This window comes from Paenarthrobacter aurescens (assembly GCF_025421775.1).
GTDB lineage: Bacteria > Actinomycetota > Actinomycetes > Actinomycetales > Micrococcaceae > Arthrobacter > Arthrobacter aurescens_B.
Map to the genome: position 1 here is coordinate 177738 of NZ_JAOEFX010000002.1, position 20958 is coordinate 198695.

The following is a 20958-nucleotide window of genomic DNA, read 5'->3' on the forward strand; positions in this document are numbered from 1 at the left end:
CACGGCTGTGGACACCCCGCCTCATAGTGTCGGAGGCACCGCCTAGACTGGTAGGCACCATGGATATGTTGTTTGACCCCTACGCAGACGGACCCTTCAAAGCAGGCACCAAAGCCGCAGTCAAGGCTGCCCCGGAGCTTTCCCACACGGGCGGAGGCGCGCCCGGCGCCCGGCTCCAAGCTGGCAGTGGCGGGTCGGTCGACGCTCCCCACAGTCCATCTTCGGGAGGTTGGGGCAACCAAGGCGGATCAGGACTGCCCTCTGCGGATGCCCTCCTCCAAGGACTGAACCCGCAGCAGGAAGAAGCCGTCAAGCACGCTGGCAGCCCGTTGCTCATCGTGGCAGGTGCCGGGTCCGGCAAGACCCGTGTCCTCAGTAACAGGATCGCCTACCTGATCGCCACCAAGCGGGCACACCACGGGGAAATCCTGGCCATTACCTTCACCAACAAGGCAGCAGCGGAAATGCGGGAACGCATCGAAGCCCTGGTTGGCGGCCGCGCCAAGAGCATGTGGATCTCCACCTTCCACTCCTCCTGTGTCCGGATCCTGCGCAGGGAAGCCACCACCGTCGGCCTGAACTCGAACTTCTCCATCTACGACTCCGCGGATTCGCTGCGCCTGATCACCCTCGTGGCCAAGAACCTGGACCTTGATCCCAAGAAGTTCGCCGCCAAAGCCATCCAGCACAAGATCTCGGCCCTCAAGAACGAGCTCATCGACGCCGATTCCTACGCATCATCCGCGAATTACAACGATCCTTTCGAAACCGCCGTGGCCGAGGTCTTCAAGGGCTACACGCAGCGCCTTCGCCAAGCCAATGCCATGGACTTTGACGACCTCATCGCTGAAACCGTCTATATGTTCAGGGCCTTCCCGGCGCTCGCAGAATCTTATCGGCGCCGCTTCCGGCACGTCCTGGTGGACGAATACCAGGACACCAACCATGCGCAGTATGCCTTGGTCAGGGAAATCGTTGGATTGGGGACTGACACCAGTGTCCAACCCAGCGAACTCACCGTGGTGGGCGACTCCGATCAGTCCATCTACGCCTTCCGCGGTGCTGACATCCGCAACATCGTGGAGTTCGAGGCGGACTACCCCAATGCCCGCACTATCAAGCTTGAGCAGAACTACCGCTCTACGCAGAACATCCTCAGCGCTGCCAACTCCGTGATTTCCCGCAATCCCAATCGCCAGGAAAAGCGGTTGTGGACCGCGGAGGGTGACGGCGAAAAGATCATCGGCTACGTGGGGGAGAACGAGCACGACGAAGCGCAGTTCATCGCCAAGGAAATCGACCGGCTGCAGGACGAGGAAGGCCTGCGCCCGGGCGACGTCGCCATCTTCTACCGCACCAATGCCCAGTCACGCTCCATCGAAGACGTGCTGGTCCGGGTCGGCTTGCCGTACAAGGTTGTTGGCGGCACCCGCTTCTATGAACGCAAGGAAATCAAGGACGCCCTCGCTTACCTGCGCGTGCTGGTGAACCCGGATGACGACGTGAACCTGCGCAGGATCCTGAACGAACCCAAGCGCGGGATCGGCGATAGGGCTGAGGGTGCCGTTGCGGCCCTGGCCGAACGCGAGCGCTCGTCCTTCATGGCGGCCGCGCGCCGCGCAGACCAAGCGCCTGGAATGGCCAGCCGCTCCGTGAACCTGGTCCTCGGCTTCGTGAAGCTCATGGATGATCTCGCCGAGGTAGCGTCAGGCTCAGGTGCTGCGGCGGCCCTGGAGGCCGTCCTGGAGCAGACCGGATACCTTGCCGGGCTTCGGGCCAGCACTGATCCGCAGGACGAATCCCGCGTGGAGAACCTTGCCGAACTGGTGGCCGTGGTCCGTGAGTACGAACGGGACAACCCTGAAGGCACGCTGGGGGAGTTCCTGGAGCAGGTTTCCTTGGTAGCGGACGCTGACCAGATTCCGGATGCCCCGGGAGCGGACATCGACGCCGCAGTGGCCGAGGCCAAGCGCATGGGAGTGGTCACGCTGATGACACTCCACACTGCCAAGGGCCTGGAGTTCCCGGTGGTCTTCCTGACCGGAATGGAACACGGGATCTTCCCGCACCAGCGCTCGGCCACGGATCCTAAAGAGCTCGCAGAAGAACGCCGTCTTGCGTACGTGGGCCTCACCCGTGCACGCCAGCGCCTTTACGTCACGCGCTCGGAAGTCCGCAGCATGTGGGGCCAGAGCCAGTACAACCCGGCCAGCCAATTCCTCGAAGAAATCCCCTCCGAACTGGTGGAGTGGAAGCGCGAAGGCATGAGTCGCCAGGCGGGTGGCTGGGGCAGTGCGCCGATCGGTTCCAACCGCTACGGTGGATCGTTCTGGGGAGCGGGCACGTCCCGCGGAGCTGCTGCCAGCCCCACCGCGGGGTTCGATGCCGACGTCCCGGCCGCCGTCGCACGCAACAGGGTGCAGCCGCAAAAGGAAGTCATTTCCGTGGTGGTGGGGGACAAGGTCAACCACACGAGCTTCGGCAATGGCGTGGTGCTGGGCGTCGAAGGCACAGGGGACAAGACGGTTGCCAAAGTGAAGTTCGACGTCGGTGAGAAGCGGCTGCTCTTGCGTTACGCGCCGCTGACCAAGCTTGATGCATGAGCGTGCGTCGCTTCCTGTAGCGGCAGCCGGCCATTGTTTTGAACCCGGCACACCCCTAGACTGACCGGGCGTTGCACTGGGGCCGACGTCTGTTTTGCTGCCCCACCTTGCAACGCCAAAAAGGTTGTATTCCTGTGGGGGAGGACGCGCGTGGGCGCTTTTGTAGGGGAACGTCGATTATTTGCCAAGGCCGCGAGGCTGCTGCTGGTTGGGGCCGTGGCGAGCGCCCTGGCGCTCCAGTTCGCTCAGCCTGGGCTAGCCGATGCGGAGCCGTCAGCGTCGTCCAGCGAATCGGCAGCAACCGCCAGTCCGACGCGGACCGCCAGTCCGACGCCGACGGCCAGCCCGACGCCCACGGACGGCCCAACGGCCAGTGCGGGTCCCTCAGCCCCCGGCGCTTCGTTGGCGACCCCGTCGCCAACCGTCAGCCCTGCCGAGACCCAGCCACCCGCCGTCGCACAAGCCGTCATTGAGGCGACGGCCCCGTTGTCGGTCAAGATCAGCGAGGACCTCGCTTTTATCGGCAAACCGTTTGAGGCTCAGCTCCAGGTTATTGGCGGCACCGCACCGTACACCGTTGTGGCGAGCGATGTACCGGCAGGTTTGGTTTTCGACCCCGCGACCCTGAGCTTCACAGGAACACCCACTGGGCTGTATAGCCCATCGCCGTCCGTCACTGTTTCGGATTCCTCGGATCCCCGGCAAACACTGACTGAACAGATCTACATCAATATCAAGACCTACTACCCACCCAACGTTCACGTATCCGATGACGAGTCGTACCCGGGGTTGGGCTCGTTTGACGACGGCGTGGTGGGGAGGAACTACGACGAGGTCCTTGGTTTTTATCGTTCAGACCCTGAACACACCAAATTTTCAGTCGTTTCCGGGCAACTGCCGCCCGGTCTTGAGCTCCGCGAGTCATCAGTTTCCGGGGTGCCGACCACTCCGGGTACCTATGGATTTACCTTTCGTGTCCAGGACCGGTTCGGTTACACGGACAAGACGTTCAGCATCATCGTCCATGCCTTGGGAATGCAGACCACTGGTTTTCAGGTTCCGTCAGCTGTCTTGGGTGAGCCCTACTCGGCCAAGATCGCAGAGGCCTCCGGGGGAGTAGCCCCCTACGTCTTCGGCTACTCCACGCGGAGGCACTTTGCCGGAGGTCTGTCGTCGAGCGATCCCTGGCCGGAGGGTTTGGAGGTGGATGCGAACGGATTCCTCACGGGGATACCAACCCGTGTTGGCAGTTTCAGCATTGCTGTGTGGGTCCGCGACTCTGATCAGCTGAAGCAGCGCATTTTCTGGACAACGGTGACGGTCCTGGCCACCCGGCCACCCGCGGAGAACCCGCCGCCTGCTTCGGCAGTTCCAGCACCTCCGGCGGCGGTGACTCCGGCAGGAGCAGTGGTCCCGGCGTCGGGCGCTGAACTTACCAGCGCTGAACTTGCGGCGACCGGCCTGGAGTCCGAAAGGCTGCACACCATTCTGTGGGCTGCCGCGGCCCTGCTGGCCGCGGGCGCCGCACTGATGGTCTTCAACAGCCTCCGGCGCCGCCGAGGCAGTCCGGCGTGAGGTTACCGGCATAATTGGTGGCATGCGACGGACTGTTCTGGGGATTCTTGCTGCGGTGCTCATGGTGTTGGCCACAGGATGCTCCTTCGCAACCAAGGATCCGGATTACGTTCCGCCGGCGCCCCTGGCGCCCCTGGAACAGCTCCAACAGGTCCCCGTCACTGGGCAGACCACGCTGTCCGCGGGCGAGGATGTCACCGCCTTCGTCACGGAGGACCGGAACATTGTGTGCGCCATGACGTCCTCACGCGGCGGCCACCTCAACCTGCCCTACGAGGCCAATTCGTACTCGGACGCCGCCAACAACAAGTTCGCGGTGGTGCCCGTGGTGCACTGCGAACTGGCTAAGTACGCCAAGCCGGATCTTGATGACATCGCTGACGACTGCGCCGGAACCGGCCTTGGCTACTTGGGTGGCACGGTGCTCCTTTCTCCGGACAAGGCCGTCTACGGCTCGTGTCGTTCCGGCGTAACACAAATGGAGTCCGAGTATGGGCCCAAGGGAAGCCGAAGTGGTCCCATCTCCAAGCTCCGGGAGTTGCCGGACGGGCAGAACATCGAGCGGAATGGCTTGCGGTGCTCGGCGTATAACGGGGGCGTTGCCTGCGGAAACGTCTCCGGTGGGGTGGCGTTCTTCGTGACCCGGGAGGGATACCAGCTGATTTCCGACGGCGGCAAGACGGTGGGCGGGAACCTGAAACAGGGGTCCTAAGCGGCTCCGGATTCCAGCCCAACAGCCCAAAAACCGCGTCAGTATGCGGTTTTTCTACATCCGATAGAAGTGTAAGGTTACTCACTTAACGGGTAGTGTGTAGCTGGCGGGACTCCTCAAAGGGCTAAAGTTCCGAGAGGACCTTACGCAATGTGACCGGCTTCAATCCTGGTTGTTACCGCGTACTTTCCGCAGCTGGCTATCGCGGTCATCGCGGTTCCCGGCTGAACAGAAAACTACTTCGACGTAGAAGGACACTAAACCGTGGACCTGTTTGAATATCAGGCGCGCGATATGTTCGAGGCGCACGGTGTACCCGTGCTCGCCGGCATCGTGGCGCACACTCCTGAAGAAGCAAAGGCAGCTGCCGAGAAGATCGGCGGCGTAACTGTCGTCAAGGCACAGGTTAAGGTTGGTGGCCGCGGCAAGGCTGGCGGCGTCAAGGTTGCCAAGACTGCCGAAGAGGCACTTGAGCACTCCACCAACATCCTGGGCATGGACATCAAGGGCCACACCGTCAACAAGGTGATGATCGCCCAGGGCGCCGACATCGCCGAAGAGTTCTACTTCTCGGTCCTTCTGGACCGTGCCAACCGCAACTACCTGGCCATGTGCTCCGTAGAAGGCGGCATGGAGATCGAGCAGCTTGCCGTCGAGCGTCCCGAGGCCCTGGCCAAGATCGCCATCGACCCCGCTGTGGGCATCGACCAGGCCAAGGCTGACGAGATCGTCGCAGCTGCAGGTTTCGCCGAAGAACTGCGCGGCAAAGTGGCCGACGTCATTCTGAAGCTCTGGGATGTCTTCAAGAAGGAAGACGCAACCCTGGTTGAGGTCAACCCGCTGGTCCGTACCGGCGCAGGCGAGATCGTTGCCCTCGACGGCAAGGTCTCCCTGGACGAGAACGCTGACTTCCGCCACGTGCACCACTCCACGTTGGAAGACAAGGATGCAGCTGACCCGCTGGAGGCCAAGGCCAAGGCCCAGGACCTCAACTACGTCAAGCTGGACGGCGAAGTAGGCATCATCGGCAACGGCGCCGGTCTTGTGATGTCCACCCTCGACGTCGTTGCTTACGCCGGTGAGAACCACGGCAACGTCAAGCCCGCCAACTTCCTGGACATCGGCGGTGGAGCTTCCGCCGAGGTCATGGCCAACGGGCTGGACGTCATCCTTGGCGATTCCCAGGTCAAGAGCGTGTTCGTGAACGTCTTCGGTGGCATCACTGCGTGTGACGCTGTGGCAAAGGGCATCGTGGGTGCGCTTGCAGAGCTTGGTTCCTCCGCGAACAAGCCGCTGGTAGTCCGCCTCGACGGCAACAACGTTGAGGAAGGCCGCCGCATCCTGACCGAGGCCAACCACCCGCTGGTTACCCTGGCCGCCACCATGGACGAGGGCGCCGATAAGGCTGCCGAGCTCGCCAACGCAGCTAAGTAAGGGACGCGACAATGTCTATCTACCTCAACAAAGACTCCAAGGTCATCGTTCAGGGCATCACCGGCGGCGAGGGCACCAAGCACACCGCCCTGATGCTCAAGGCCGGCACCAACATTGTTGGTGGCGTCAACGCCCGCAAGGCCGGCACCACGGTCCTGCACGGCGACAAGGAAATCAACGTCTTCGGCACCGTCAAGGAAGCCATCGCTGAAACCGGCGCAGACGTCTCCATCGTCTTCGTCCCGCCGGCATTCACCAAGGACGCCGTTGTTGAAGCAATCGAAGCCGGCATCGGCCTCGTTGTGGTCATCACCGAAGGCGTTCCGGTTCAGGACTCCGCCGAATTCTGGGCGCTGGCCCAGTCCAAGGTTGACGCTGACGGCAAGCAGATCACCCGCATCATCGGGCCGAACTGCCCCGGCATCATCACCCCGGGCGAAGCCCTGGTTGGCATCACCCCGGCGAACATCACGGGCAAGGGCCCCATCGGCCTCGTGTCCAAGTCCGGTACCTTGACCTACCAGATGATGTACGAACTCCGCGACCTCGGCTTCTCCACCGCGATCGGCATCGGTGGCGACCCCGTCATCGGCACCACGCACATCGACGCCCTGGCTGCGTTCGAAGCCGACCCCGAGACCAAGGCAATCGTCATGATCGGTGAGATCGGTGGCGACGCTGAAGAGCGCGCTGCTGACTTCATCAAGGCCAACGTCACCAAGCCGGTTGTGGGCTACGTTGCCGGCTTCACCGCTCCCGAGGGCAAGACCATGGGCCACGCAGGCGCCATCGTTTCCGGCTCCGCGGGCACGGCCCAGGCCAAGAAGGAAGCTCTCGAAGCCGCTGGCGTGAAGGTCGGCAAGACGCCGTCCGAGACCGCCAAGCTGCTGCGCGAAGTTTTCGCAACGCTCTAGGTTTTCGGCCGCAAGGCACAAGCAGTACGACGACGGCCCGGCGCCTTCCCACGGAAGGTACCGGGCCGTCGTCGTACTTTAAGCGGACGTAGCTGACGCGTCCATCCATGAAAAGCCAAAGGCCCACCCGGGAGATCCGGAGGGGCCTTTGTTGCATCCCCGCACCATTAGTTTGTTAGTATGTAAGGACAAACTACTGAGGAGGCCGACCATGCCACTTGTTCGAATCGACGTCAACCAGGGCCGTTCGCCGGAAGAGTTGGCGGGGCTGAGCCGCGCTATCCACGATGCGATCCTTGCCGAGTATGGGATTCCCGAGCGGGACTACTTCCACATCCTCACGGAGCATCCGCAGGGCCAGATTGTGGCGCAGGATGCAGGGCTGGGTTTTGAGCGCACGTCCGGCGTTGTGATGATCCAGATCTTTACCCAAGGCGGCCGCAGCCAAATGGCCAAGAGCTCGCTCTTCGAAGCGATCGCGAGCGGACTGGCCGGGCTTGGCATTGTCGGAGAGGACGTCTTTGTGGGCTATGTGGAGAACTCGCCCGGGGACTGGTCCTTCGGCTTCGGGCGGAGCCAGTATGTCACGGGAGAATTGGCCGTTCCGCGCAAGTAACCCTCCCGGGTGTCATGTTGTAAATATGTCAGTACAAACCTTTGACAGGACATGAAATCTGAGGCAAAGTAGTCATGTGGCCTCGCTCACTCAGGGGTGGCAAGGCATTGGGGCCCAGCGCTCAAGGTTCAGAGTTCACAAGAGAAAGGTCAACGATCACCGTGACCCACGAACTACTCACGATCGGGCGCATCAGCGTTGATATCTACCCGAATGACATCGGAGTTGACCTGGAGGATGTTACGTCCTTCGGCAAATACCTCGGAGGCTCACCCTCCAATGTGGCCGTTGCTGCGGCACGCCACGGCCGCCGCACCGGCGTCATAACCCGCACCGGCGACGACGCCTTCGGCAACTACCTCCACCGGGAGCTCCACAAGTTCAACGTGGACGACACCTTCGTCTCCCCGGTCAAGGAGTACCCCACGGCTGTGACCTTCTGCGCCATCAAGCCTCCGGAAGACTTCCCACTCTACTTTTATGGCCGCTTCCCGACAGCCCCGGACCTGCAGATCAAGGCAGAGGAACTGGACCTGGAAGCCATCAGGAACACCGGGATCTTCTGGTCCACCGTCACCGGCCTCTGCCAGGAGCCGAGCCGAAGCGCTCACATCGCGGCGCACGAGGCCCGTCCGCGCACGGGCCTGAAGGATGGCCAGTTCACCATCCTGGACCTGGACTACCGCCCAATGTTCTGGGCCTCGGAAGAGGAAGCCCGCGCCGAAGTCGCCAAAGTCCTCCCGCACGTGACTGTCGCCATCGGCAACGACAAGGAATGCGCCGTAGCGGTTGGCGAGGGAACTCCCGACGAACAAGCGGATCGCCTGCTGGCCGCCGGCGTCGAAATCGCCGTCGTGAAGCTCGGGCCGGAAGGTGTCATGGCCAAGACCCGCACCGAGCGCGTCGTCTCGGCGCCCGTCCCGGTGGAAACCGTCAACGGCCTGGGCGCCGGTGACTCCTTCGGTGGCGCGTTCTGCCACGGCCTGCTGTCCGGTTGGCCTCTGTCCGAGGTCCTGGATTACGCCAACGCTTCCGGAGCGATCGTAGCCTCCCGCCTGTCGTGCGCGGACGCGATGCCGACGCCGGAGGAGGTCACCTCGCTGCTCGCGGAACGCGGTCGGCCCATCCCCGGTGCCACACTTGCAGCCTCCGCCACCATTCCAGAAGGAGCAGTGCGTTGAGCCTCAACGATGATCCCCGCCGTTACGAGCACTTGAGCCGGATCAGGCTCGAGGACCCCGAGGCTGTTGCCCGCGCTGCGGCCACCCGCCGCAAACATCCCGGCCTGAAGCACGGCGTCCAGAATTTCATCGTCGCTGCCGACCACCCTGCCCGCGGCGCCCTCTCCGTGGGTACGCAGCCTATGGCCATGGCTGATCGCCGCGACCTCCTGGACCGCCTGCAGATCGCCTTGGCCAACCCGGCAGTGGACGGCATCCTGGCTTCGCCGGACATCATGGACGACCTCCTGCTCCTGGGCGCCCTGGAAGGCAAACTTGTCTTCGGTTCCATGAACCGCGGAGGGCTGGCCGGCCTGGTCAACGAATTCGACGACCGATTCACCGGACATACGGCGGCTGCGTTGCAGGCCCTTGGCGCCGATGGCGGCAAGATGCTCACCCGCATCTGCCTTGGCGACCCGGACACGGTGGCCACGCTCGAAGCGACTGCCAAGGCGATCGATTCGCTTGCTGCGCGAAAGCTCATCGCCATGGTGGAGCCGTTCCTCTCCGTTCGCGATTCCCACGGCAAGGTCCGCAACGACCTCCGTGCGGACGCCGTCATCAAATCCGTCGGTATCGCCGAGGGCCTTGGCTCCACCAGCGCCTACACGTGGATGAAACTGCCGGTAGTGGACGAGATGGAACGCGTTATGGCCTCCACTACTTTGCCTACCGTGCTGTTGGGCGGCGACCCCAGCGGCACCCAGGATGAAGTATTCGCCAGCTGGCAGGCAGCTCTCGCGCTTCCGGGCGTTCGCGGCCTCACGGTTGGGCGGACGCTGCTTTACCCGCACGACGACGACGTGGCAGGGGCCGTTGCTACGGCCGCCTCGCTGCTGAACAACACGGCGTCAGCGCCCGCGATCGTTGAACAGGGCGCTTCAGAGCACTCAGCGTCAGACCGCATCCCCGTGAAAGTATCGGAGTAAAGACCCATGGGAACAGCAACCCGTCGGATGACTGTGGCGCAGGCCGTGGTCGAGTTTCTTTCCAAGCAGTACACCGTCGATGCGATCAACGGCGTCGACTACCGTGAGCGCCTGATTCCGGGCACGTTCGGTATTTTCGGGCACGGCAACGTTGCCGGCGTGGGGCAGGCCCTGAAGCAGTACCAAGCCGCGGACCCGTCGATCATGCCGTACTACCAAGGCCGGAATGAGCAGGCGCAGGTACATCAGGCTGTTGGTTACGCGCGGCACACGCGTCGCCGCCAGACGTTCGCGATCAGCACCTCCATCGGCCCGGGGTCCTCCAACTTGCTGACCGGTGCCGCCCTGGCCACCACCAACCGCCTGCCGGTGCTGCTGCTGCCCAGTGACACGTTCGCCACCCGCGCCGCAGATCCTGTGCTCCAGCAGTTGGAGTTGCCGTACGCGTACGACATCACGGTCAATGATGCTTTCCGTCCGTTGTCCAAGTTCTTCGACAGGGTCTCCCGTCCGGAGCAGTTGTTCTCCGCGTTCCACCACGGACTGCGTGTCCTGACGGATCCTGCCGAGACCGGCGCGGTGACCATTTCGCTGCCGCAGGATGTCCAGGCTGAGGCCTTCGACGTCCCGGAAGAGTTCCTGGCCGAGCGTGAATGGCGGATCCGCCGTCCTGAGGCCGAGGATGACGACATTCGCCGCGCAGTCGAGGCCATCCGCGCAGCCAAGCGCCCGCTGATCATCGCCGGCGGCGGCGTCCTCTACGCGTATGCCAACGACGAACTCGCGAAGTTTGCTGAAGTGACCGGCATTCCGGTAGGCAACACCCAAGCAGGCGTCGGTGTCCTGCCGTGGGACCACAAGCACTCCCTCGGTGCGATCGGTTCAACGGGCACGACGGCGGCCAACGCCATCGCTGCCGAGGCGGACCTCATCATTGGGATCGGTACGCGGTACGAGGACTTCACCACGGCATCCCGGACGGCGTTCCAGAACCCGGACGTGAAGTTCGTGAACATCAACGTCGCCGCGATTGATGCATACAAGCACGGCACCATGCTGCCGATCGTCGCTGACGCCCGCAAGGCACTGGTGAAACTCAACAAGGCACTGGGCGGTTACCGGGTCGGCGCCGATCTGGAAGAGAAGGTCGCAGCGGAGAAGAAGCGCTGGGACGCGACCGTGGACGAGGCCTTCGAGACCCGCTACACGCCGCTTCCGGCCCAGAACGAGATCATTGGCGCCACCAACAAGGCCATGGATGACCACGACGTTGTCATCTGCGCTGCAGGTTCACTGCCTGGTGACCTGCACAAGATGTGGCGCGTCCGTGACCCGTTCGGCTACCACGTGGAGTACGCATACTCCTGCATGGGCTACGAAATCCCCGGCGGCCTGGGCGTCAAGCGTGCCGCTCTGGCCGAAGCCGCCGCCGGTGGCCCGGACAGGGATGTGGTGGTCATGGTGGGGGACGGCTCCTACCTGATGATGCACACCGAACTGGTCACCGCCGTCGCCGAACGCATCAAACTGATCGTGGTCCTGATCCAGAACCACGGTTACGCCTCCATCGGTTCGCTGTCCGAGTCCCTTGGCTCGCAGCGCTTCGGCACGCAGTACCGCGTCCTGGACAAGGAACAGCACAGCTTTGACGCCGGTGAGAACCTGCCCATCGACCTCGCCACCAATGCAGAATCCCTGGGCGCCAAGGTCATCCGGATCGAACCGGGGGAGAACGTCATCGAGGCACTCGGCGCTGCCATTAAGGAAGCCAAAGCAGCCCCGGAAAGTGGCCCGATTGTCATCCATGTCGAGTCCGATCCTCTGTTGGACGCCCCGGGCTCGGAGTCCTGGTGGGACGTTCCCGTCTCGCAGGTTTCAGACCTCGAATCCACCCAGCAGGCCTACAAGACGTACACCGACCACAAGAACCGCCAGCGCAAGCTGCTCGGCTGAAATCCCAAAGACTAAAAGGAAGTCCGCACAATGACGACGACGACCACACTGGCCACCATTCACCACTTCATCAACGGCGCTGAAACCACAGGCGATGGGGACCGCACCCAGCCGGTGTACAACCCGGCCACAGGGCGGGTTTCGGCTGAACTGCGTCTGGCCAACGAGGCAGACCTGAACGCAACCGTCGCGGCGGCCCGCGCGGCAGCTGATTCCTGGGGCGATATTTCCCTGGCCAAGCGCACCGCCGTGTTGTTCAAGTTCCGTGAACTCGTCGCAGCGCACGTGGACGAACTCGCGGAGCTGATCACCGCCGAGCACGGCAAGGTCCTTTCCGACGCGAAGGGTGAGATCGGCCGTGGCCTGGAGGTCATCGAGTTCGCCTGTGGCATCCCGCAGCTACTCAAGGGCGACTACTCCGACCAGGTCTCTACCGGCATTGATGTCTTCTCCTTCCGCGAACCCTTGGGCGTGGTGGCAGGTATCACGCCGTTCAACTTCCCGGTCATGGTGCCGTTGTGGATGGCACCGATGGCCATCGCCACGGGCAACGCCTTCATCCTTAAGCCTTCCGAGCGTGACCCGTCCGCCCCGATGCTGCTGGCCAAGCTCTGGAAGCAGGCCGGCCTGCCCGATGGCGTGTTCCAGGTCCTGCACGGCGGCAAGGAAACCGTCGATGGGTTGCTGACCCACCCGGACGTGGACGGCATCTCGTTTGTTGGGTCCACTCCGATCGCCCAGTATGTCCACGAGACCGCCACCAAGCACGGCAAAAGGGTTCAGGCGCTGGGCGGGGCGAAGAACCACGCCATCGTGATGCCCGACGCGGACCTGGACAACGCCGCTGACCACCTCGCTGCTGCTGCTTTCGGCTCCGCGGGGGAGCGCTGCATGGCCATCTCCGTCGCCGTTGCTGTGGGGGACGCTGCGGATCTGATCGTGAAGAAGGTCGAGGAACGCGCCCTGGCCGTGAAGGTCGCCAATGGCACCGAGCCCGACGCCGAGATGGGCCCGGTCATCACCCCGGCCTCCAAGGAACGCATCGTCAAGATCGTCACCGAAGCCGAAACCGCCGGCGCCGCAATGGTGGTGGACGGCCGCGACCTGGTGGTCCCCGGCCACGAAGATGGTTTCTGGGTTGGGCCTACCGTGATCGACCACGTCACGGCCGAAATGACCGCGTACACCGAGGAAATCTTCGGCCCGGTCCTGGTGGTGGTCCGTGTGGCGGACTTGGACGAAGGCATCCGACTGATCAACTCAAACCCCTACGGCAACGGGACGGCGATCTTTACCTCCAACGGCGCTGCAGCACGGAAGTTCCAGCGTTCCGTGACTGTGGGCATGGTGGGCATCAATGTGCCGCTGCCTGTTCCGGTGGCCTACCACTCCTTCGGCGGCTGGAAGAACTCCCTCTTCGGCGACAAGCACATCTACGGCCCCGAAGGTGTCTCCTTCTACACCCGCGGCAAGGTCATCACCTCACGCTGGCCCGAACCCACCCACGCCTCCGGCGCCTCGTACAACTTCCCCTCCAACTGAATCCGTACCGCTGCAAAGAAGGACAACGCTGTCATGACTGATGTCGAGAATAAGCTGATCATCGGCACCGCGCCCGACTCCTGGGGCGTCTGGTTCGCCGATGATCCCCAGCAGACACCGTGGGAACGGTTCCTGGATGAGGTTGCAGAGTCCGGCTACAAGTGGATTGAACTGGGTCCGTACGGCTACCTGCCCAACGATCCCACCCGCTTGGCGGAAGAATTGAAGCAGCGGGACCTCAAGGTCACCGCAGGAACTGTCTTCACAGCCTTCCACCGCGGCGCCAGGCAGTATGACGAAGCGTGGGAGCCGGCCCGCAGGGTTGCAGAACTGACGGCAGCCATGGGCGGCGAACACATCGTGGTCATTCCCGCGATGTGGCGCGACGATGTCACGGGCGAGGCCGTGGAAAACGGCGAACTCACGGGCGGGCAGTGGGCAGACCTGTTCGCCGGCCACAATCGCATGGGCAAAGTCCTGCTGGAGGACTTCGGCCTGCACCAGCAGTTCCACTCCCACGCCGACTCGCACGTCGGTGCGCAAAAGGACATCGAGACCCTGCTGGCAGCGACCGATCCGCAGTACCTCAACCTCTGCCTGGACACGGGCCACGCTGAATACTGCGGCGCCTCCAGCCTGGAACTCATCAAGAACTACCCGGACCGCATCGGCTACCTGCACCTCAAGCAGATCAACCCTGGGATCCTGGCCGAGGTTAATGAGAAGAACATGACCTGGGCAGCCGCCAACCTGGCCGGCGTGATGACGGAGCCGCCGAACGGCCTCCCGGACCTGCGCGCCGTCATCGAAGCGGTGGAAGCGCTCAACCGGCCCATCTTCGGCATCGTGGAGCAGGACATGTACCCGGTAGCGTTCGATGTGCCGATGCCGATTGCCAAGCGCACCCGCAACTACCTGCTCTCCTGCGGATCCCGCACCCGCGTCCAGTAATACGGCCAGTAACGCCGTTCCAGCCAAGAACCCCACGAAGGACAGATACAGTGACAAAGACTCTCCGCGTTGCCGTTATCGGCGCAGGCCGCATGGGTGCGGATCACATCAAGCGCCTCAGTACCCGCATCCACGGCGCTGAAGTGGCCGCCGTCGTCGACGTCGACCTTGCACGCGCACAGGTTGCCATCGAAGGCATTGATGGTGCCGTGGCGCTGGCCAGCGCCGACGAGGCACTCAACAACGGCGACGTCAACGCCGTGCTGATCGCCACCCCGGGATTCCTCCACGAGGAGATTCTCTACAAGGCATTGGAGAAGGACTTCCCGATCCTGTGCGAGAAGCCGCTGACGCCGGACGCCGAAAGCGCATGGAAGGTGGTCCAGGCTGAGCAGGCGCTGGGGCACAAGCGCATTCAGGTGGGCTTCATGCGCCGCTTCGATGCCGAGTACTCGGCGTTGGGTGCGATCATCCGCAAAAGCGAATTGGGGGAGCTCTTGATGTTGCACCACCAGCACCGCAACCCGACCACGCCTGAGGGCTTCACCAACGAGATGCTGATCAACGACTCCGTGGTCCACGAGTTCGACGCGATCCGCTACTTCACCGGTGAGGAAATCACCTCCGTGCAGGTCCGCCTGGGCAAGGCAACGCGCAACGCGCCGAACGGCCAGCACGACCCCCAGCACGTGCTGCTGGAAACCGAGTCCGGTGTGTTGGCCGACGTCGAAATCTACGTCAACGCCAAGTTCGGTTATCAGGTGACCACGCAGGCGTCCTTCGAGGACGGCATCGTGAGCATCGGCGGTGACAACGGCCCCTACGTCCTGTCCGCGGGCAAGTGGGGCGGCAACGTCACCCCCGGCTTTGAGGAGCGTTTCGGTGCGGCGTACGACGTCGAGGTGCAGGCTTGGGTGGACGCCGCCCTCCGCGGTGACATCGGCGGTCCCACCGCCTGGGACGGTTACGCAACCGCCGCGTGCTGCGAGGCCGGCATCGAGGCCCAGAAGTCCGGCGAGAAAGTCAAGGTTCAGCTGAACACCAAGCCGGATCTCTACAAGTAGGGGATTGACCATGAAGATCGCACTGGACCCTACTCCGTTCCACCACAGCCACAGCCTGTTGGAATTCCCACGCGTTGCGGCCGACCTTGGCTACAAGTACCTCCAGATGACTCCGCACGCGGACCTCATCCCCTTCTACAACCACCCCAAGGCCGATGACGAACTGGTCGGGAAGCTGAAGGCAGCGTGTAAGGACGCCGGCGTCGACATCGCTTCCGTCTTGCCTGTGCTGCGCTGGTCCGGTCCGGACGAGGACGCCCGCGAAGCTGCCGTCCGCTATTGGAAGCGTGCCATCCAGATCGCCGTGGACCTGGGCGTCCAAACCATGAACACGGAGTTCAGCGGCCGCCCGGAGAAAGCCGAGGAGTCCGAGCGCGCGTTCTTCCGCTCCATGGAAGAACTGCTGCCAATCATCGAACGGGAAGGTATGGACGTCCTGATCGATCCGCACCCGGACGATTTTGTGGAGGACGGCTTGGCCGCCCTGCGTGTCATTCGCGGCATCAACTCGCCGAACATCGGCCTGGTCTACGTTGCCTCGCACACGTTCCACATGGGCAACAAGCCGCTGGAGATCATGCGGGCCGCTGGAGACAAGTTGCGCTTGGTCCACGTCTCGGACACCATGAACCATCACGCTTCCCACGGCCTGAGGTACATCACCAACCCGCCCGGCAACGCTGTCCGCGTCCACCAGCACCTGAAGATTGGTGACGGCGACGTGAACTGGGACGAGTTCTTTGGCGGGCTCAAAGAGATCGGGTTCCTGGATAAAGAGAACACCGTGATGGTGTCCTCAGTGTTCGCCGAAGACGACAACGCGGAAGACGTATCCCGCTACCAGCTCAAGTCGATGGTCGACTACGTGGCCCGGACAAACTGAGCAGGCAGCGAGAAAAGGAAGCTATGAGCACTCCTCCTTCAATCGAGACCGAAGCTGGTCGGCCAGCTGTCCTTCCCGCCACTTCCGGGAAGACCGGCAAACCGGCCAATCCCAAGAAGTTCCTCCGCAAAGTGGCGTTGTTCTCCACCTTCGGCGGACTGCTGTTTGGCTACGACACCGGTGTGATCAATGGTGCTCTGCCGTTCATGCAGAAGGACCTTGGCCTGACGCCGCTGACCGAGGGCCTCGTCACCTCCACCCTGCTGTTCGGCGCGGCCTTCGGCGCGATCAGTGCAGGGCGGCTGTCCGACCGATTCGGCAGACGCAAGACCATCATGGGCCTGGCCGTGATCTTCGCCCTTGCGACAGTGGGCTGCTCGTTGGCGCCCGGCACCGAGCTCCTGGTCCTTGCCCGCACAGTCCTGGGTCTCGCCGTCGGCGGTGCCTCGGTGATCGTTCCCGTTTATCTGGCGGAAATGTCGCCGGCCGCGCAACGCGGCAGGATCGTCACGCAGAACGAACTCATGATCGTCACCGGACAGTTCCTGGCCTTTACGTTCAACGCCGTGCTGGGCAACCTGTTCCCAAATGAAATGCATGTGTGGCGCTGGATGCTGGTGATTGCCACGCTTCCCGCCGTTATTCTATGGTTCGGAATGTTGGTGCTGCCGGAGAGCCCGCGGTGGCTCGCGTCCGCCGGCCGCTTCGGCGAGGTGATGGACGTTCTGCGGCGCACCCGCGCTGCCGGCGAAGTTTCCGGGGAGTTCGACGACGTCCGCCGCGCCGCCCGCGAGGATTACCAGTCCAGGATGGGGTCCTTCAAAGATCTGACGGTGCCGTGGGTCCGCAAGATTTTCGTGGTGGGCCTGGGGCTTGCGGTGATCAACCAGATCAGTGGCGTGAACGCCATCATGTACTACGGCACATCCATTCTTTCTTCGTCGGGTTTCGGCGACCAGGGTGCGTTGTTGGCCAACGTAGTGAACGGTGTGACGTCCGTGGTGGCCGTGATCGTGGGTATGTGGATGATGACCAGGCTTCCCCGGAAAGCAATGCTGATTGGTGGCCTGTGCGGCACGGCGGTGTCCCTGACAGCCATTTCAGTGATCTCGTTCGCCGTTCCCGAGGGAATGCTGCGGGCCTACCTCGTGCTGCTGTTCATGGTGACGTTCCTGGCCTCCATGCAATCGTGCATTGGCACAGTCACCTGGCTGACGTTGTCCGAGATCTTTCCCATGCATGTCCGCGGCGTGGCCATGGGCATCTGCGTGTTCGTGCTGTGGATCTTCAACTTCATGGTGGGCTTCTTCTTCCCGCAGATGGTGGCGTGGATGGGTGTCTCTGTCACGTTCCTGGTGTTTGTCGCGCTGCAGCTGGTGGCCATTGCCTGGGTGAAGCGCTCCATGCCGGAAACCAAGGGCAAGAGCCTGGAGCAACTGGAAGAGTTCTTCAAGGCCCGCGCGCAGGCTTAGCCGCACCAGTTCAAGAGCACACAGCGAAGGCCCCCTGGAAATCCAGGGGGCCTTCGCTGTAGGGATCAGGCGCCGAAGGGGAGCCTGGGATCGATGTCCTGGCCTTCCCAGGTCTGTCGGATCCAGCCATGGTGGGGGTCGTCGCTGATGAGCCAATCACGGACACGTCCGGGGCCGGCCATGACGTTGAGGTAGTAGAGGTCGTAGCCGGGGGCAGCCATGGCCGGACCGTGCCAGCCATATGGCACCAGCACGACGTCGCCCGTGCGGACCTCCGCAGAGACGTCAATGGGCCGTTCGTCGGATGCGTACACACGCGCGTAGCCGATGGCGTCGGAGTCTTCCGGTGCCGGGGATTCAGGCGCCACGCGGGTTTCGAAGTAGTAGATCTCTTCGAGGCTGGTCTCGCCCTCCTTCTCCTCATCGTGCTTATGGGGAGGATAGGAGGACCAGTTGCCAGCGGGGGTGATGACTTCGCAGACGATGAAGCGGTCGGCTTCCAGGGCGGCAGGGGTGCCGAAATTGTGGACCTGGCGTGAGCAGTTGCCTGCTCCGCGCAGCTCCACGGGAGTTTCCGCCGCCGTGATCAGGCGCGTGGGGTACCCGGCCTTGGCCGGTGCGGTCGCGACCGCAACCCGGCCGCCGTCGTTCGAGCTGATGGTGACGGCCTTGTCGATACCCGTGTACAGGACGTCGCTTGGCCCGTGGAAAACCGACTGCCGACCCGCGAGGCGGTACTCGTCGTCGTCGACTGTCACGGTAAACGAGCCACTCAGCGGGACCACGATGCGCTCTTCCGCAGCGGCGGGAAGTTCGACGGCGGCGTCTGCGGCGAGCGTCGCGACCTTCAGGCCAGTGTGGGCCCAGCCGTCAATGGCCTGGGTGGAATCGGAAGTCCCCAGCGAGATGTCCCATTTGCCGTCGTTGGCTGTTCCCAGCGGGTATACCCAGTTGGCCATAAGTAGTTGTCCTTGTGTTAGCGCTGTACGAGTGTCATTTCAAAGCTGTAGGAGTCGGCGCGGTAGACGTGGTGGCCGGTTTCCACCATGCGTCCGGTGTCGTCCACCGCCGTGCGTTCCATGGTGACCAGTGCTGAGCCCGCCTCGGCTTCGAGGAGGGGAGCCTGGTAGTCATTGGCGATCATGGCGCCGATGCGTTGGGAAGCCAGCCGGAAGTTCACGCCTCCACGCCGGAGGATGGCGTAAAGCCCTTCCTTGGCGAGCTGGGCTTCATCGATGCTGGTGATGTCGTCGCGGACCCAGTTCTCCATGAGCGCCAAGGGTTTGCCGCCCACTTTGCGCAGACGGGTGAAGTGGTAGACCTTGGACCCGGCAGGTAGTTGGAGAGCTGCGAGCGTGAGGGGGTCTGCCTCCACGTGGGAGAAGCTCAGGACCTCGGTGGTGGGCTTCTTGCCGTTGTTGCTGAGGTCGTCGTAGAGGCTTGAGAGTTCCAGCGGGCGACGGACCTGGCTGGAGACCACCTGCGTTCCCACACCGCGTTTGCGGACCAATAGTCCGGCGCGGACGAGCTCGTCCATGGCCTTGCGCATGGTGGGGCGGGACAGGTTGAGCTGGGCTGCGAGGTCGATCTCGTTGTCCAGGCGGCTGCCGGGTTCCAGGATGCCGCTGTGGATCGCGGCCTCGATGCCCTGGACCACCTGATGGTAGAGGGGCACGGGGGACGAACGATCGATGCTGAGACTGAGTTGGTTCGCCACTGGATTCTCCTAGACGCCTGCTGAAGGCCGGGCGGGGAGCGGGTTGCGGCTCCTGTGCCGGATGGATGCGTATGTCCGCTCATGTTCTCTTGATAGGACATATTGCCTTTTTCTGATAATAGCAGCCGGGGTGCGGCCGTCAAGGAAATCGCCACCGGGCGGGGCCGTGAGGCCTTCCGCTCGAGAAGGTTACGTTAAAACATCCTAATGTCAGGACAAACTCTTGACAAAGTGTGAGGCGAGTCACCATGATCTGAGTAGCAGGTCATCCGGGTACGAGTCTCCGGAGGCCTGAACCTGACATCAAAGGAGATAACGGTGGCAAAATTCTCATGGCGCACAGCGGCAGTGGTCGCAGCAGTGGTTCCCTTGGTGGCACTGAGCGCCTGCTCCAGCCAGGGTGGCAGGCCGGCTGATACCGGCGGGGGCGCAGCCGGCGGCCAGGTTGCCAGCACCGAGCGAATCAAGATTGCCCTCATTACGCACGCTGCCCCTGGAGATACGTTCTGGGACATCGTGCGCAAGGGTGCCGAGGAGGCCTCGGCCAAGGACAACGTGGAACTCCTCTACACTTCCGATCCTGAAGGTGGACGGCAGGCTCAACTGATCGAACAAGCTGTTGACCAGAAAGTTGATGGCATCGCCGTAACACTGGCTAAGCCCGATGCGCTGAAAGACGCCATCAAAAAGGCTACCGATGCGGGTATTCCTGTGGTCAGCCTCAACGCAGGAGAATCTGTTTCCGCACAATTGGGCGCGTTCACACACTTCGGGTCAAATGAGCGGCTCGCTGGCGCAGCTGCTGGTGAGAAGCTTGCGTCCCTTGGCATCAAGCACCCAGTCTGCGTGATCCAGGAACAAGGGCACGTTGGGCTGGAAGCCCGTTGCGCCGGCGTCAAGGAAAAAGTCCCCGCAACCGAAATCCTCTACGTTACCGGTACAGACATGACCCAGGTGTCATCTACCGTCACGGCAAAGCTGCAGGCCACCTCGGACGCGGACGTCGTCATAGGTCTGGGCGCGCCGTTCACCTTGACCATCCTCAAGGCCGTGGAGAGCGCCGGAAGCAGTGCCAAGGTGGCTTCCTTTGATATGAACGCTGAGCTTGCACAGAAGATCTCGGAAGGCAGTGTGCTGTTCACTGTGGACCAGCAGCCGTGGCTGCAGGGCTACGGTGCCGTGGACTCCCTGTGGCAGGCAAAGCGTGGCGGTTTCAAGATCGGTGGCGGGCAGCCTGTGCTGACCGGGCCCACCATCGTGGACAAGGATGCAGCTGCCAGCGCCCTCACGTTCGCCCAGCAGGGTATTCGCTAAACCCAGGCCGCGTGGCCCGGCAGTGATGCCGGGCCACGCACCAAAGGAGAATGATC

17 protein-coding genes are annotated in these 20958 nt (G+C 62.9%); 15 read left to right on the plus strand and 2 right to left on the minus strand.

Annotated elements, in window-relative coordinates; translation table 11 throughout:
• Positions 1–59 precede the first annotated feature (59 nt).
• The 14 genes from pcrA (at position 60) to N7568_RS04270 (ending at position 17871) form a co-directional block, all read left to right on the plus strand.
• Positions 60–2603, plus strand: a complete 2544-nt coding sequence (gene pcrA / locus N7568_RS04205; protein WP_261608654.1) for a DNA helicase PcrA — start codon at positions 60–62, stop codon at positions 2601–2603.
• Between the two features lie 150 nt (positions 2604–2753).
• Positions 2754–4178 (plus strand): putative Ig domain-containing protein, encoded by a 1425-nt coding sequence (locus N7568_RS04210; RefSeq protein ID WP_261608655.1) that lies wholly within the window; start codon positions 2754–2756, stop codon positions 4176–4178.
• Positions 4179–4200: 22 nt separating this feature from the next.
• On the plus strand, positions 4201–4890 hold the full coding sequence (locus N7568_RS04215; protein WP_261608656.1) for a hypothetical protein: 690 nt from the start codon (positions 4201–4203) through the stop codon (positions 4888–4890).
• Between the two features lie 264 nt (positions 4891–5154).
• Positions 5155–6324, plus strand: a complete 1170-nt coding sequence (sucC, locus tag N7568_RS04220) for an ADP-forming succinate--CoA ligase subunit beta (protein ID WP_062070670.1) — start codon at positions 5155–5157, stop codon at positions 6322–6324.
• A gap of 11 nt (positions 6325–6335) precedes the next feature.
• Positions 6336–7238 carry a succinate--CoA ligase subunit alpha gene (gene sucD / locus N7568_RS04225; RefSeq protein ID WP_089593936.1) on the plus strand — a complete coding sequence of 301 codons (903 nt, stop codon included), beginning with the start codon at positions 6336–6338 and terminating at the stop codon, positions 7236–7238.
• Positions 7239–7449: 211 nt separating this feature from the next.
• Positions 7450–7854, plus strand: coding sequence for a tautomerase family protein (locus N7568_RS04230; protein ID WP_261608657.1), 405 nt, complete (start codon positions 7450–7452; stop codon positions 7852–7854).
• A 161-nt stretch (positions 7855–8015) separates the two neighbouring features.
• Positions 8016–9035, plus strand: coding sequence for a 5-dehydro-2-deoxygluconokinase (gene iolC / locus N7568_RS04235; RefSeq protein WP_231339568.1), 1020 nt, complete (start codon positions 8016–8018; stop codon positions 9033–9035).
• Complete coding sequence (locus N7568_RS04240; protein ID WP_261608658.1) at positions 9032–10006, plus strand: Cgl0159 family (beta/alpha)8-fold protein; 975 nt, start codon at positions 9032–9034, stop codon at positions 10004–10006. Before iolC ends, N7568_RS04240 begins: the two co-directional genes overlap by 4 nt.
• A 6-nt stretch (positions 10007–10012) precedes the next feature.
• Positions 10013–11959, plus strand: coding sequence for a 3D-(3,5/4)-trihydroxycyclohexane-1,2-dione acylhydrolase (decyclizing) (gene iolD / locus N7568_RS04245; protein ID WP_261608659.1), 1947 nt, complete (start codon positions 10013–10015; stop codon positions 11957–11959).
• A 30-nt stretch (positions 11960–11989) separates the two neighbouring features.
• Positions 11990–13501 (plus strand): CoA-acylating methylmalonate-semialdehyde dehydrogenase, encoded by a 1512-nt coding sequence (locus tag N7568_RS04250; protein WP_261608660.1) that lies wholly within the window; start codon positions 11990–11992, stop codon positions 13499–13501.
• A gap of 33 nt (positions 13502–13534) precedes the next feature.
• Positions 13535–14452 (plus strand): sugar phosphate isomerase/epimerase family protein, encoded by a 918-nt coding sequence (locus N7568_RS04255; RefSeq protein WP_261608661.1) that lies wholly within the window; start codon positions 13535–13537, stop codon positions 14450–14452.
• Positions 14453–14502: 50 nt separating this feature from the next.
• Positions 14503–15516: a Gfo/Idh/MocA family protein gene (locus N7568_RS04260; RefSeq protein WP_261608662.1), complete on the plus strand. Its 1014-nt coding sequence runs from the start codon at positions 14503–14505 to the stop codon at positions 15514–15516.
• A 10-nt stretch (positions 15517–15526) separates the two neighbouring features.
• Positions 15527–16399, plus strand: coding sequence for a sugar phosphate isomerase/epimerase family protein (locus N7568_RS04265; RefSeq protein ID WP_261608663.1), 873 nt, complete (start codon positions 15527–15529; stop codon positions 16397–16399).
• 23 nt (positions 16400–16422) lie between these two features.
• Positions 16423–17871, plus strand: a complete 1449-nt coding sequence (locus N7568_RS04270) for a sugar porter family MFS transporter (protein WP_261608664.1) — start codon at positions 16423–16425, stop codon at positions 17869–17871.
• A 65-nt stretch (positions 17872–17936) separates the two neighbouring features.
• Here the strand turns inward: N7568_RS04270 and iolB are convergent, their stop codons facing one another.
• A complete protein-coding gene (iolB, locus tag N7568_RS04275) occupies positions 17937–18830 on the minus strand; it encodes a 5-deoxy-glucuronate isomerase (RefSeq protein WP_261608665.1) in 894 nt (297 codons plus the stop codon).
• Between the two features lie 17 nt (positions 18831–18847).
• Positions 18848–19588, minus strand: a complete 741-nt coding sequence (locus N7568_RS04280) for a GntR family transcriptional regulator (RefSeq protein WP_231343410.1) — start codon at positions 19586–19588, stop codon at positions 18848–18850.
• Between the two features lie 318 nt (positions 19589–19906).
• Here N7568_RS04280 and N7568_RS04285 point away from each other — a divergent pair, with 318 nt between their 5' ends.
• Positions 19907–20902 (plus strand): substrate-binding domain-containing protein, encoded by a 996-nt coding sequence (locus N7568_RS04285; protein ID WP_261608666.1) that lies wholly within the window; start codon positions 19907–19909, stop codon positions 20900–20902.
• Positions 20903–20958: the final 56 nt, after the last annotated feature.

Excerpts from the sequence above, each read along its gene's own strand:
- N7568_RS04230 (WP_261608657.1), top strand. The coding sequence starts at position 7,450 with ATGCCACTTGTTCGAATCGACGTCAACCAGGGCCGTTCGCCGGAAGAG.
- pcrA (WP_261608654.1), top strand. The coding sequence starts at position 60 with ATGGATATGTTGTTTGACCCCTACGCAGACGGACCCTTCAAAGCAGGC.
- N7568_RS04215 (WP_261608656.1), top strand. The coding sequence starts at position 4,201 with ATGCGACGGACTGTTCTGGGGATTCTTGCTGCGGTGCTCATGGTGTTG.
- N7568_RS04255 (WP_261608661.1), top strand. The coding sequence starts at position 13,535 with ATGACTGATGTCGAGAATAAGCTGATCATCGGCACCGCGCCCGACTCC.
- sucD (WP_089593936.1), top strand. The coding sequence starts at position 6,336 with ATGTCTATCTACCTCAACAAAGACTCCAAGGTCATCGTTCAGGGCATC.
- N7568_RS04250 (WP_261608660.1), top strand. The coding sequence starts at position 11,990 with ATGACGACGACGACCACACTGGCCACCATTCACCACTTCATCAACGGC.
- N7568_RS04265 (WP_261608663.1), top strand. The coding sequence starts at position 15,527 with ATGAAGATCGCACTGGACCCTACTCCGTTCCACCACAGCCACAGCCTG.
- iolB (WP_261608665.1), bottom strand. The coding sequence starts at position 18,830 with ATGGCCAACTGGGTATACCCGCTGGGAACAGCCAACGACGGCAAATGG.
- iolD (WP_261608659.1), top strand. The coding sequence starts at position 10,013 with ATGGGAACAGCAACCCGTCGGATGACTGTGGCGCAGGCCGTGGTCGAG.
- N7568_RS04270 (WP_261608664.1), top strand. The coding sequence starts at position 16,423 with ATGAGCACTCCTCCTTCAATCGAGACCGAAGCTGGTCGGCCAGCTGTC.